12 protein-coding genes are annotated in these 12,920 nt (G+C 42.7%); 3 read left to right on the top strand and 9 right to left on the bottom strand.

Translation table 11 applies throughout. The annotated features are described in order from the left end of the window. Window positions 1-45 precede the first annotated feature (45 nt). Entirely contained in the window at window positions 46-687 is a 642-nt protein-coding gene (locus F885_RS03875; protein WP_032859719.1) for a LysE family translocator, read from the bottom strand. 92 nt (window positions 688-779) lie between these two features. Between F885_RS03875 and F885_RS03880 the strand changes: the two genes are divergently transcribed. Both F885_RS03880 and chrA read left to right on the top strand, forming a co-directional pair. Then, complete coding sequence (locus tag F885_RS03880) at window positions 780-1,736, top strand: LysR family transcriptional regulator (protein WP_005321871.1); 957 nt, start codon at window positions 780-782, stop codon at window positions 1,734-1,736. Window positions 1,737-1,853: 117 nt separating this feature from the next. Further along, complete coding sequence (gene chrA, locus F885_RS03885) at window positions 1,854-3,197, top strand: chromate efflux transporter (protein ID WP_005321869.1); 1,344 nt, start codon at window positions 1,854-1,856, stop codon at window positions 3,195-3,197. Between the two features lie 46 nt (window positions 3,198-3,243). Here the strand turns inward: chrA and dmeF are convergent, their stop codons facing one another. Then, window positions 3,244-4,191 carry a CDF family Co(II)/Ni(II) efflux transporter DmeF gene (dmeF, locus tag F885_RS03890; RefSeq protein WP_005321867.1) on the bottom strand — a complete coding sequence of 316 codons (948 nt, stop codon included), beginning with the start codon at window positions 4,189-4,191 and terminating at the stop codon, window positions 3,244-3,246. A 56-nt stretch (window positions 4,192-4,247) separates the two neighbouring features. Here dmeF and F885_RS03895 point away from each other — a divergent pair, with 56 nt between their 5' ends. Then, entirely contained in the window at window positions 4,248-4,514 is a 267-nt protein-coding gene (locus F885_RS03895; RefSeq protein ID WP_004805533.1) for a metal/formaldehyde-sensitive transcriptional repressor, read from the top strand. Here F885_RS03895 and F885_RS03900 read toward each other — a convergent pair. The 7 genes from F885_RS03900 to tssM form a co-directional block, all read right to left on the bottom strand. After that, on the bottom strand, window positions 4,509-5,126 hold the full coding sequence (locus F885_RS03900) for an ATP-binding cassette domain-containing protein (protein WP_005321864.1): 618 nt from the start codon (window positions 5,124-5,126) through the stop codon (window positions 4,509-4,511). The two genes, F885_RS03895 and F885_RS03900, sit on opposite strands and share 6 nt — an antisense overlap. Beyond that, the gene (gene modB / locus F885_RS03905) at window positions 5,123-5,818 is read right to left on the bottom strand and encodes a molybdate ABC transporter permease subunit (protein ID WP_004654738.1); all 696 of its coding nucleotides are present in this window, start codon (window positions 5,816-5,818) and stop codon (window positions 5,123-5,125) included. Before modB ends, F885_RS03900 begins: the two co-directional genes overlap by 4 nt. A 4-nt stretch (window positions 5,819-5,822) precedes the next feature. Further along, window positions 5,823-6,593, bottom strand: coding sequence for a molybdate ABC transporter substrate-binding protein (modA, locus tag F885_RS03910; RefSeq protein ID WP_005321861.1), 771 nt, complete (start codon window positions 6,591-6,593; stop codon window positions 5,823-5,825). A 441-nt stretch (window positions 6,594-7,034) separates the two neighbouring features. Continuing rightward, window positions 7,035-7,298 carry a PAAR domain-containing protein gene (locus F885_RS03915; protein WP_004654745.1) on the bottom strand — a complete coding sequence of 88 codons (264 nt, stop codon included), beginning with the start codon at window positions 7,296-7,298 and terminating at the stop codon, window positions 7,035-7,037. 33 nt (window positions 7,299-7,331) lie between these two features. Next, window positions 7,332-8,105: an OmpA family protein gene (locus F885_RS03920; RefSeq protein WP_005321858.1), complete on the bottom strand. Its 774-nt coding sequence runs from the start codon at window positions 8,103-8,105 to the stop codon at window positions 7,332-7,334. Continuing rightward, window positions 8,102-9,061: a type VI secretion system-associated protein TagF gene (gene tagF / locus F885_RS03925; RefSeq protein ID WP_005205103.1), complete on the bottom strand. Its 960-nt coding sequence runs from the start codon at window positions 9,059-9,061 to the stop codon at window positions 8,102-8,104. The genes F885_RS03920 and tagF overlap by 4 nt, the downstream gene beginning before the upstream one ends. A gap of 37 nt (window positions 9,062-9,098) precedes the next feature. Then, window positions 9,099-12,920 (bottom strand): type VI secretion system membrane subunit TssM, encoded by a 3,822-nt coding sequence (gene tssM, locus F885_RS03930; protein ID WP_005321854.1) that lies wholly within the window; start codon window positions 12,918-12,920, stop codon window positions 9,099-9,101.

Here is a 12,920-nt window from a genome sequence, read left to right as displayed (position 1 = left end):
CCCTCTCCAATAAAAAAGACTGCCTCAGTGCAGTCTTTTTTATATTCAGGCAAAGGCAACACTCCAAATCAATCGTATTGCAACTACACCGAGAATAACCCCCATTACCCGTTCAAAATATACCCCAAACTCTAAAAAGCGTTTCCGTACAACAGGCTGAGCAAACATAATGCTGACCAAAATAAACCATACAGCATTGACTAGACACATCCAGACGCCATAACCAATTTGAACCTTTAACGGTGTGGTCGGGCTAACAATGGTAGTAAAAATCGCCAAAAAGAAAACGGTTGCTTTGGGGTTCAGTGCATTGGTCAAAAAGCCCATATTAAAGGCTTGAATTAAGCTCGGTTTACCCATCGCCTCACCGGCCAAAATATTCAGATTGGCATTCGGTTGACTACGTAAACATTGCCAGCCCAAATAAATCAAATAAGCCGCGCCTGCAACACGTAATAACGACATTAACCAGACACTTTGCTGGATCAACACGCCAACACCCACCAAGGTATAAAACACATGCACCGAAATGCCGACACCAATGCCGATTGCAGTGATACAGCCAATTAAATAGCCATATCGAACACTCTGCCGTACTGTAATAATAAAATCAGGACCCGGTAACACAACTGCCATAAAATGGATCAATGCCAAGGCCAGAAACTCATGTCCATACAACTGCCACATTTGATTTATCACCATCATGACTACAGGAAAAAGATTGTATTGCGATTTTTAAAGCGCGATAATCCAATCAAAATCCAAATAACTTTTGCTTCATGAGCACAAATCAAAGTCTGGTTCTGTTAAATGAAATGGCAACCTTTGTCAAAGTTGTCGAAACGGAAAGCTTTTCTGAAACAGCGCGGCAGCTCGGCTCAACCCCATCTGCCGTGAGCCGCGCTATTGCCCGTTTAGAACGGGCTTTAGGTACACGCTTACTGCATCGCACCACCCGCAAACTGCGCTTGAGTGAAAGTGGTCAACAGGTCTATGAACGCTGCGTCGACATGGTCAATGCCGCTCATGCGGTAATGGAAAGCTCGGGACAATTTCATATCGAACCTCAAGGTGTGATTCGGATCAGTGTGCCCAAGGCTGTTGGGCATTTTATGCTGCATCCTCACTTGCCAGAGTTCTTGGCACTGTATCCAAAAATTGATATTCAACTGCTATTGGAAGACCGTTATATTGACTTGATTGATGATGGTGTCGATCTGGCCATTCGCATTACCGAACAACCACCAGGTGGCTTGATGGGGCGAAAACTGATTGATATTGATCATTTAATTTGTGCCACACCCGAATATTTACAGCAACATGGCATACCGCAACATCCACATGATTTAAAGCAGCACCAATGTATTTATTTGGGTGAACAACCGAATGACTCGAAATGGAAGTTTCAGCAAGAACAGAAATCCATGACTGTGCCAGTCCGTGGTCGATATGCTGCCAATCACACTGGCGTACGTCTCAGTGCCGCTTTACAACACTTAGGCATTGCCAGTTTGCCTTACTTCGTAGCACGCCATGCCTTAGAACAAGGGAGTTTGGTTCAAGTATTACCTGATTGGCATTTTAAAACCCATTACAGTGGTGGCGCATGGTTGCTCTATCCACCTACCCGTCATGTGCCACCAAAATTGAGTGTCTTCATTCAGTATCTGGCAGAAAAATTAGCCGCAGAACCAATTTTAGTTCAACAGAACACTCCAATAAAAAATAATGATTAACCCATCTAAGTGCAATAATTTCATTATTCTGAATTATTAACTCACTAAAATTTATAAACTCAATGCTCAATTTTATTTATCATCTAGAAATAAAAAGAAAACTCTTTGGAATACATTATGCAATCAGCGGATTCTACAAATCCAACGCCAGCAATTCCTTTCTGGCAGGCTTTTTTATTCTGGCTGAAATTGGGATTTATTAGCTTTGGCGGACCCGCTGGACAAATTGCAGTAATGCATCAGGAGCTAGTTGAAAATAAACGTTGGATCTCTGAAAAACGATTCTTACATGCGCTGAATTACTGCATGTTACTTCCTGGTCCTGAGGCACAACAACTCGCCACCTATATTGGTTGGCTCATGCATCGAACCACGGGCGGCTTAATTGCAGGTATTCTGTTTGTTCTCCCCTCACTGTTTATCCTGATCGCGCTATCATGGATTTATGTGCAGTTTGGTGATGTCCCCATCATTGCAGGCTTATTTTATGGAATTAAACCTGCGGTCACAGCAATTGTCTTTCATGCGACTTATCGTATTGGCAGTCGCTCATTAAAAAATCCGTTTTTATGGGGCATTGCTGCTGCCGCATTTATTGCCATCTTTGTGTTTAATGTCCCTTTCCCCTTGATCGTGTTAGCAGCTGCCATTTCAGGCTATGTGCTAAGTAAGCAAAAGCCCAGTTTATTTACGGCTCAGGCTTCCCATCAAAATAGTCATAAAAGTTATGGGGCCGCCCTGATTGATGATGATACACCAACGCCTGCCCATGCAATTTTTCGTTGGGCCAATCTTGTAAAAATCCTGATCATTGCTGCATTGCTTTGGTTTGTGCCGATGCTGCTTTTGACTTTTGGATTGGGATGGCAACATGCTTATACCCAAATGGCATGGTTCTTTACTAAAGCAGCCTTACTGACCTTCGGTGGTGCTTATGCGGTATTACCCTACGTGTATCAAGGTGCAGTCAATCATTATGCATGGCTGAGTCCAACCCAAATGATTGATGGTCTGGCACTCGGTGAAAGTACTCCTGGTCCATTGATTATGGTGGTGGCATTTGTTGGTTTTTTGGGTGCTTATAACCATGCTGTATTGGGTGCTGATCAGCTATTTTTAGCAGGTGCAATGGGTGCGGTGATCGTGACTTGGTTTACCTTCTTATTTTCCTTTGTATTTATTTTGGCTGGTGCACCAATTATTGAATCCACCCACAATGAATTGAAATTTACTGCGCCACTCACTGCGATTACCGCTGCTGTGGTCGGGGTAATTTTAAATCTGGCCTTATTCTTTAGCTATCATGTGCTCTGGCCAAATGGTTTTGATCATGCTTTTAATTATGAAGCGGCCTTTATTATCATTGCAGCATTGATTGCTTTATTCAAATTTCAGCTCAATGTGTTATATGTGATTTTTGCATCGGCCTTTTGCGGTCTCATTTTATATATTGGTGCATAATTAAATATATCGAGTAGCTCAAAACGCTACTCGATGACGTTCTACCTTAAATATAATGAATTTCGACTGAGGCATGCACAATTTCCTCATGAATCGCCAATTCCGCTTTAACCTGATCAGGATTGAGATCAGTCATGGTGGTTTCCAATCCTAAAATACAAGAGAACTTGCCTTTCCCGACCTTCCATACATGTAGATCAGTAATTTCAACCTGTGCAAACTGGGCAATCACCTCACGTATTTCTTCAACCACAGGATGCCCCATTTCAGCATCCAATAGAGTTTTTCCTGTTTCCTGCATCAGCCCCCAAGACCATTTTGCAACCAATAATGCGCCGACGATCCCAAGCAAAGCATCCAGAAAATTCCAACCAAAATATTTGGCCGCAAATAAGGCAATAATCGCGAGCACCGAAGTGACAGCATCAGCAACCACATGTAAAAAAGCTGCTTTTTGATTTAAATCATGATGATGGTCATGGCCGTGATGATCTGCTTCATCATGAGAGTGACTATGCGAATGATGGTGATGATGCTCATGTCCCCCATCATGTAATAACCATGCACAAATCAGATTGACGATCAGCCCCACAATCGCAATGGGAATCGCTTCATTAAAATGAATGGTGACAGGATTAAATAAACGCTCGAGTGACTGAATCCCCATCAACAGTGCCACCACCATCAGTAAAATCGCACTGCTATACCCTGCTAAGATTTCAATTTTCCATGTACCGAAGCTAAAGCGTTGATCCTGCGAATAATGTCGTGCCATACGATAGGCAAAATAAGCAAGCCCCAAGGCCAGCATGTGTGAACTCATGTGCCAGCCATCGGCAAGTAAAGCCATGGAATTAAAAAACCAGCCGCCCAGAATTTCCAGTACCATCATTACAGCGGTCAAAATGGTGGCAATTAAAATTCTTTTTTGAGCCAAGGGATTTCCTTGATCAAACTGATGAGAATGACGTCGTTCTAGGTTACTATGCTGCATTTATTTTAGTCTTCCAATATACTCCCCCTAGTATATATTTTTTTAGGAAAAAAAGTATGTCTCACCTCCATCAAGATAAGAAAATTTTAAATCGTCTTAAGCGGATTCAAGGACAGTTCGCAGCAGTCGAGAAATCAATCACAAATCCTGACAGTTCTTGCATAGAAGTTCTACAGCAGGTTGCAGCAGTCAAAGGTGCGGTGAATGGTTTAATGAACCAATTGATCGAACAACACCTAAAAGAGCATGTATTAAAAGGTGCTGATCACGTCGATGAGGAAGAAGTCGAAAAGTTTTTCACCTTATTACAACGCTATCTATAAATACCAAATGGCGTCACTCAGTTGTTCTAGCTCGGAATGATCATGACTCACATACAACATTGGGATCTTGATTTCCTGTTTAACGCGTTGAAAAAAAGGAATGATCTCAGCTTTATGCGCGGTATCCAGTGCAGACAGTGGCTCATCTAAAAGAAGTAATTGTGGCGAGTACAGTAAGGCTCGTCCCAAAGCCACTCGCTGTTTTTCTCCCCCAGAGAGCTTAATCGGCATACGTTCCAGCAAATGCGCCAATTTCAGCAACTCTACAATATAGTCCGCTTCGAACTGACGTTGTTGTGGCCTAATATGCTTAAAACCAAACAGTAAATTCTGTTTGACATTTTTATGTGGGAACAATTGCGCATCCTGAAAGACCAAACCGACACGGCGCTGTTGCGTACTGAGATGAATATTCTGACCTTGATCAAACCAAGTCTGATGCTGAATTTTAATCCAGCCCGATTGAGGTCGGATTAAGCCTGCAATGCTGTGTAATATGGTGGTTTTCCCTGAACCCGAAGCCCCAAATAAACCAATCACCGACTGATCAGATTGAAAGCGTTGATCCAGACAAAATTGCCCTTGCTGAAGCTGTATATGACAATCAATCATGTTGAATATCCACGCTTATTTTTCTGATAACGATTGAACCACTGTGCAAACCATAAGGCAAAGAATGCCACCGATAAAGACAGGATAATCAATCGCCATACTGCGGCTTCGGTATCGGGTTGCTGCATCAAACTATACATGGCCAACGGTAAAGTACGGGTTTCGCCAGCAATATTGCCAACAAAGGTAATCGTTGCACCAAACTCACCTAAACTTCGGCAAAAACATAAAATAGCACCGACCAAAATACCACTACTGGCGAGCGGTAATGTCACCTGCATAAACGCCCCAAAGGAAGATGCACCCAAGGTTTTCGCTGCCAGCTCCAAGCGTTGATCGACCAGTTCAATCGCCAGCCGAATCGATTGTACCAATAAAGGAAAGCCCATCACCGCGGATGCCAATACCGCGCCTTTCCAGTTAAAAGCAAACTCTAACCCCAGCGGTGCAAGATATTGCCCCAACAGTCCCCGATTACCAAACAATTGCAGCAATAAGTAGCCGGGCACGACAGGTGGCAAAACCAAAGGTAAGAACACCAAGGTCTCAAATAGTGACTTTCCCCAAAACTCTTTGCGGGCCAATACCCAAGCCACTAAAGTTGCAGGAATTAAGCTAAACACCAGACACGCTGCTGCCACTTTGCAGGACAGCTTGAGAACTTCAATTTCTTCAGGGCTTAAGATCATCATTTAGTTACTGCAACACGCTAAACCCATATTTTTTAAATATCGTTTTTGCCTGTCCGCTTTGTAGAAATTTATAGAATTTGACCGATTCCGCATTCTTCTTGGTTAAACCCACGGGATAAATAATTGGTGGATGCGTATTTTCGGGGAAGATACCTGCCACAACCACATCTTTGCTGATGGCAGCATCCGTCGCATACACAATACCGACCTGACACTCACCACGCGCTACAAAGTTTAAGGCAGCACGTACATCTTCCGTTTCAACCAGTCGTGGTTGAACTTTGTCCCACCACCCTAGTGAGGTCAGCGCCTGTTTAGCATATTTCCCAACTGGTACGCTCTTGGTATCCCCTGTACACAGCTTGCCTTGAATTACTTGAGTTGGATCAAAACTTTTATCCATTTTTAATTTAATCGGACGCTCTTTAGGTGTAATGACAACCAGTCGATTGCCCAGTAAATTAATGCGATCAGTTGGCGCAACCAACTGCTTATTCTGTAAATAGTCCATCCATTGCACATCGGCTGACATAAACACATCAGCAGGTGCCCCCGCCTCAATTTGCTTGGCTAAGGTTGAAGACCCTGCATAAGAGGTTTTGACCTCAATTTTATTTTTTTGCTCATAGATTGCATCGAGTTCATTCACTGCATTGGTTAAGCTTGCCGCTGCGTACACTGTAATTGCGTCCGCGGCTACTGCATGGGTCTGCATCAATAAACTCGCCCCGAAAGCGACAGCACAGAGATAGGTTTTTTTCATCATTGTTGGCATTGTTTTGTCCTCGAATTTCGATATGTTTTTAAAAATATATCGCTTAATAAAGATACACTAAAAATAACAATTCGCCAGTGTTGTTATCCTTAATCCATCATCTGCGTATTTAGAACCTCAATGATCTAATCATAGGTACCATGAACATCATTTGGTGCAAAAAATCAGTGTTTCACCAATTTAGTGCATCTCCATATAAATTCCGACATAAGCAATCAATCAAACATTCACTCAATCGTTATTTACTGAAAAATATAGTGATTAGCCATATTTTGCTTTCCAAAATAAAAAAACGCCTATCCAAACACCAACCAAATGATGCTGAATAGACGCCTTTGTCTATTTCTAAAGATAGCCTAGATCACTATCCAATTTCTGTTTCAGCAAAAGATGTGCCAAATGATTTTAAGCTTTTACGAGATTCGAAGCTTAAATCATGCCTTAACCTCTGACGGCTAAATTCTGTTTCGGCAATAATTTACAGCCGCAAGAAAGTGGGTCATTCACTCTAGCAGCGGCTTTACCCATCACTTGCATATTCGGATCACCAGCGACTATCGTCGCCACAGTTTTATGTTTTGGACAAGTAGCTTTATCCCCAACACAAGCAATCGGAATACCTTCTATGAGAAAGCTGCTATTTCCACTGATGACCTGCCCACCACCTGTGGTTGGGCAACCAACAACAATATACGGTGTTGCCATAATCACATCCCTCACATTTGGATTTATGAATGATTAAAGTACTTCAAATTCAATGCGGCGGTTTTTCTTACGACCGTCTGCAGTTGCATTATCCGCTACTGGCTGACTAGAACCTTTACCTTCGGTACTTAAACGATCCGCAGCAATACTTTTACCCACCAGATAACTTTGTACCGCTGCAGCACGTTGCTGACTTAATACCGTATTCTTATTGGCATCACCAGAACTGTCAGTATGCCCAATAATTTTGACTTTCTTGCCACCAACCTTATTTAACGCCACTGCCATTTCATCCAGAATCTGTTGTCCTGCTGCAGTCAGAATGGCACTCCCTGATTCAAATTCAATGATTCGGTTCTTCAAAGCATCATCAATGATTTTTTGCTCGGCCTGATTTACTGAAAGTTGTGCATTGAATCGATACGGTTGTTGGACCAAAGCCTGAAAATTATTGGTGGTCGGTTGAATCTGATTTGGGTCGGTCATTTTACCAGTTAAATCGACCTGAGTTCCTTTCACTCTTAGTTGCCCTTGTGAAATCTTCTTCAGATCTGGAGTGATGATGCGGGTCACTGAATCACTCCAGCCGCTCGGCGCTGAAACTGGGCGCACCTGAATTTTGTCCACGACTTGATCTGCACCATATACAGACTGCATTTTGACCAAAATTGCCTGCTTGCTCTCCTCATTGGGCACCACGCCCTCTACCACAATCGGCGCAGCGTGGAGCAGATGGCTTTGGCCTATAACACATAAGCCAAACAGTAAACTTGCACAGATAGATTTCGGATTATTTCTCATATTCATTCATCTAAAAAAGTTTGTCTGAACAGCTTCAAACCTTGGTTAAGGCTCAACTGACGCTGACAAAGTGATTGTTCGAGTGTGGCAAGGCCTGCATTCTGCTCCAGATAGGCATCAATCCATTGTGCTTGGATTAAGGATACCCAATGCTCGCTCTGCATGTTTTGAGTAAAAATATCGCTGAGCGCCATGATATCCGCGCCTTGAAAACCAATGAATAAAATTGGTTCCTCACGATGCAAAATGCCAATCAGGATTTCAGTATTATTGATGCCTAAGAAGCGTCCAATCATCCCAACCCAAAATGCTGCGATTTCATAGCAGTACATCGCGTTATTGATCGGTAGGATCAGCACCTTATTTAAACGACTGGTACCATTTTTTAAGATTGGTTGCAGCAAAAGTCCCAATCCAATCATGCTCTGTGCCAGTTCATAGACATTGATTTTCATCAATTGGGCAAAGGAATGCATGGTATGATTTTCATAAAAACCATTGCATTCTTCGGCAGTGAAAATCTGAACCACATTCGGTAGGTTGTTGAGCTTTTCCAGCATAATATTGGTATCACGAATACTACGTAATACCCGATTGCGCTGAAATAAATCGACCAAAACTGACTTATAGTAAAACGGCGCCAATAATAAATTTTGATAAGGCTGCTCAACTTCAAGCAATTGACTCAGTACCATCGGAAATGCGCGCCCAGAGCTGTCTTGGCTGGCAATTAAATTGGCAGCCAAAAACATTGGCTCAGCAGGATTGGCAATAAAAAAATCCAATGAAGGCAAAGACTCATAACGCTGCTTGAACTCAGGGCTACGCATGGCATGTTCAAGTGCTTCTGTAATCCACTGATCAAGTACCTGGATTAATGCGTATTGCCCTTTGGATTTCAGAAAGTCACCACGAGCGGGCGTCTTTCCGTAGTACAAAGCTGTCGTTTTTACTTGTTGCATCCAAGCACCTCCTGCTGTTCCCTGATCATCCCTAACATTACGGCGTTACTCCTGGCTGGGCAGGCGCTGGCGTTTGTGGTTTTGGAGCGACAGCTGCTGCTGCCCCCGCAGGTGTCGCTTGCGCAGAGACCACCCGTACCGCTTTCTCTGTCACCACCTTATCCACCAGTTGCAAGCCTGCATAACCACGGCTAGAGCCAATACTGCCTGAGCTATTACCACTAATGAGTCGGAAATTCACTTTCAGTGTTAAAGATGGTTCAGCTTTGCTGGTCCATGTCATTTCAAAACTACCATTTTGCTCTTTACGCTGCGCAGCATCGATCAAACGGTTAATCCCATATTCACCTGGCTCTTCAAAAATCGTATGGGTTTTGCCTTCCAAATCAACTGCCGTAATGCGTGCGCCTGGGACTGCTCCCTGATTTGGCCAAACAAAGTTCACCCATTGTTGAATTCCATTTTCAAACACCATCCGCTGACCATCAATATCAATGGTATACGATAGGTATTGCGGGTTCGGTAATGGATAGAACTGGAAGTTGGACTGATTGGATACAGGTGCAGCCGCAGGTTGATCGAGGCTGCCTGTTGCCATGCCATTGATCGGTGCCACATATTGCTGGAATGCCACCACAAATTGTGGATTTAGGCTAATGCCTAAGTCTTTCCATGTTTTCGAGGTCAAGACATAACCACGGCGAATCACAAATGGATCTAAAGCTTCTTTTACAAAGCGTGCAATGCTACCCGTCTCACCAAAAATTTGACCAATTTCACTACTGGTGGCCTGTAAAGTCACACCCGAATTAAATGGATATTTCTGGCTCAAATTGGTTTTAAATGGTTGATACGCTTGAATACCCCACAATTTATTCAACTCATCCTGAGTCGGTACAATCAAGCTAGCAAAAGATTGTGTCAGTGGCGTCATCAACAATTTTTGTAATACTTGTTGATCGGTGTCTTTCAGACCCACCATCATCTTTTCATCCACATATTTCTGTGTGGTATTAAAGACTGAAGTTTGATCATTAATAGTCTGTTTCACCAAAGCCATAGCACTTGGACCAATCTCACCTGCTGTTTTCAGATCATTGAACTTACTACGCACTTGGGCAAGATTATTCATGTACTCATCGAATAACGATTTATCTTGTAAATCATCGCGCTTGCGTACCAACTGATAGAACATTTGATATTCTTGCGAAATTGCACCTTGGGCACGATCCATCGCTTGAGCCGCTGCTCTATCATCTGAATTGTTTAGAACTTTACGTTTAAACCAAGCAACAAAGCCTTTTTCAGGAACAGCCAGTTCAGCCTGTACAATTGGATTATCCCAGTTGGTTTCAATTGCAATGCGTTGTAATAAAGTACGAATTGGTGAATTTTGTGGTTCGCCTAAAACATCAATACTCTTCACTTGCTGAGCAAATTGATCGTTTTTGGCATAATAAATGCCGTTCAGGAATTTTTTCCATTCTGCCACATATTCTTGCTTATACAGCGCGACCAATTGTTTGCGGATTTGTTCTGGGCTACCAGAGAAGGTTAAATCATCCGATTGGCGACTATTTAATACCCAATCTTTGCTGTCTGTTGGCTTATTCGCAGCCTCATCAATTGCCTTTTCAACATACTCATCCCAGGCCTTTTGGGTAAACACACCTGGTAATGCATAGCTACCTAAAACAATGGCACGGTTTTGTTCACCCACAATTTGCCCAACCGTGACTGCTGGGAAGCGTACCGCTGCACGCATCTTAATCTCGTTATAGACACGGTCACGTGCTGGCATACCACGAATCACTGACAATAAAACCTGACGGGTTTGATCGACCACTTGGGCATCGGTTTCAAGTACAGGGAAGCCATCTTGATTGGCCAAAGTCATGGCATAAGAGAGAATCTTCTCTGCATCCTGAATCATCTCACCACGCGGCATTTGTCCACGATTGGCATCTAGCCAAGAGCGCCAGAAACGTGATACTTGGTCACTTAAATGACTGGTATCCATATATTCATGGTTGCTCATCATCAAATAGGCTTTTAATGCATTATAAGCATCTTGTGGATTGCTATCCGAAGGCTCTAAATACTGCTGTGTTTTCGCAACTTGTTTGATTTCGACATTGACGTGATTGGCTTTTAAAGTTGCCTCATTGTTTTTAACACGCTGTAAATATTGCGCAATATTTTGCTGTGTCGGGGTCAGAACAATTTGCTTGATCCCTTTCAAATACTCGGCTTTTAAGCTCTCGCGTAACTGATTGCCTTGGTAAAGGCCAAAGCTGAATTTAAGCGGACGATGCTCATCAAACTCATCGAGCTGTTGCAAGCGTTCTTGCAGAATCAATAAGGCTTCGAGTTGAGTGGATAATTGCTGCCCAGAGGTTTTTTCCAAGTGCACCACTTTATCTAAGTCAGCCTGTACATCCGCAATCAATTGCTGGTTATTGCGATATGACCAGACCCATACACCGAGTACCAAAGAAACGCCCACCAAAGCGGCAATAAAGCCAATATAACGTTGACGTTTTTTGGCAGGATTGATGTGCTGTTTCACCAGATCTTTGTCTCGTAAAATCACATTAGAGAATAGACCTTGTAAGAAATAACCATGGTTGGGTGCAAGCGAAGCATTTCCGTTGTCTTGTCCATTGCCCTGAACTTGCTGCAGTTGAAACTCTTGCGCAATGTTCTCCGTCATTGGACTTTCAATCACACCTTCTTGTAAGGCACTGGTAAAATAGAAACCACGGAAAATCGGTTGGAACTGGTATGGGTTATCTTCAAATAACGTGCCGACAAAACTTTTTAGTGCAGGTTTGAGTGTTTTAAATTCCAATGGGAAGGTCATTACACTCGGCGAAATATTCTGCGAATGGCGACGACTTAAATGCGTGGTACTGACACTCTTTAAACCGTCATAAAGAATGCTGTAATGTTTTTCGAATAATTCCACTGCATTCTGAGACGAGTTCTGCTCATAAGGTAAGGTCGCTCCCCACGCCTGATTATATTCTTGTGACTCATAGCAATCAAAAAACTCCGTAAAGCCTGCAATCAAGTCCATTTTAGAAAAGACCAAATAAACAGGAACCACGACCTCAAGTTTTTCCGTTAAGTCTTGAATTCGAGCGCGCAGATTTTTGGCTAATTTTATTGAGTTCTCAGGACTCTGGCTGATCAATTCAGCAATACTGACAATCAGGACCAAACCATTAACAGGCGCTTTGGAACGATTTTTCTTTAAAATATTTAAAAAGCCCAACCATTCAGAATGATCTTCGGAATAAACCGAATAACGCCCTGCGGTATCCAGCAAAATCCCTTCTGTAGAAAAAAACCAATCACAGTTTCGTGTTCCACTTAAACCCGCTGAAACCATTTTCTGATGGGTTTCTTCAAAGGGAAACTTCAAACCAGAATTATAGATCGCAGAACTTTTACCCGCAGCTGGATTACCAATCACCATATACCAAGGCAATTCGTACAATGCGGCATTGCCCTTTTTATCACCCAATTTAGATTTACGAATCAATTGAATTGATTCTTTCATCTGCTGCTGAATTAACTGTAGCTCGGCTTTGTCTTTGTGTTGACCATATTCAGCTTGGCTGTCTTGCTCAATCGCATTGGCCAGTTCTTCACCTTGTTCTGCATGGCGTTTTCTTTGAATCAGCCAATAGATGCCATAGACGATTAAACCCAATGCATAGGTTGCTGCCAATGCCCAAAAAATATGCCGAGGAATAGACGAGTATGAAGAAATCAGTGCCACGAATAAGGATAAAGCAATAATAGCTTTAGGATTCGTGATGTACTGCCACAGATAACCTAAAATGATATACAT

The organism is Acinetobacter higginsii (assembly GCF_000369845.1).
Taxonomy (GTDB): domain Bacteria; phylum Pseudomonadota; class Gammaproteobacteria; order Pseudomonadales; family Moraxellaceae; genus Acinetobacter; species Acinetobacter higginsii.
The sequence above is the reverse complement of the archived record's forward strand: the minus strand, read 5'-3'. Positions and strand labels throughout refer to the sequence as shown.

Excerpts from the sequence above, each read along its gene's own strand:
- modA (WP_005321861.1), bottom strand. The coding sequence starts at position 6,593 with ATGCCAACAATGATGAAAAAAACCTATCTCTGTGCTGTCGCTTTCGGG.
- dmeF (WP_005321867.1), bottom strand. The coding sequence starts at position 4,191 with ATGCAGCATAGTAACCTAGAACGACGTCATTCTCATCAGTTTGATCAA.
- F885_RS03875 (WP_032859719.1), bottom strand. The coding sequence starts at position 687 with ATGTGGCAGTTGTATGGACATGAGTTTCTGGCCTTGGCATTGATCCAT.
- F885_RS03895 (WP_004805533.1), top strand. The coding sequence starts at position 4,248 with ATGTCTCACCTCCATCAAGATAAGAAAATTTTAAATCGTCTTAAGCGG.
- tssM (WP_005321854.1), bottom strand. The coding sequence starts at position 12,920 with ATGTATATCATTTTAGGTTATCTGTGGCAGTACATCACGAATCCTAAA.
- F885_RS03915 (WP_004654745.1), bottom strand. The coding sequence starts at position 7,298 with ATGGCAACACCGTATATTGTTGTTGGTTGCCCAACCACAGGTGGTGGG.
- chrA (WP_005321869.1), top strand. The coding sequence starts at position 1,854 with ATGCAATCAGCGGATTCTACAAATCCAACGCCAGCAATTCCTTTCTGG.
- F885_RS03880 (WP_005321871.1), top strand. The coding sequence starts at position 780 with ATGAGCACAAATCAAAGTCTGGTTCTGTTAAATGAAATGGCAACCTTT.
- F885_RS03920 (WP_005321858.1), bottom strand. The coding sequence starts at position 8,105 with ATGAATATGAGAAATAATCCGAAATCTATCTGTGCAAGTTTACTGTTT.
- tagF (WP_005205103.1), bottom strand. The coding sequence starts at position 9,061 with ATGCAACAAGTAAAAACGACAGCTTTGTACTACGGAAAGACGCCCGCT.
- F885_RS03900 (WP_005321864.1), bottom strand. The coding sequence starts at position 5,126 with ATGATTGATTGTCATATACAGCTTCAGCAAGGGCAATTTTGTCTGGAT.
- modB (WP_004654738.1), bottom strand. The coding sequence starts at position 5,818 with ATGATGATCTTAAGCCCTGAAGAAATTGAAGTTCTCAAGCTGTCCTGC.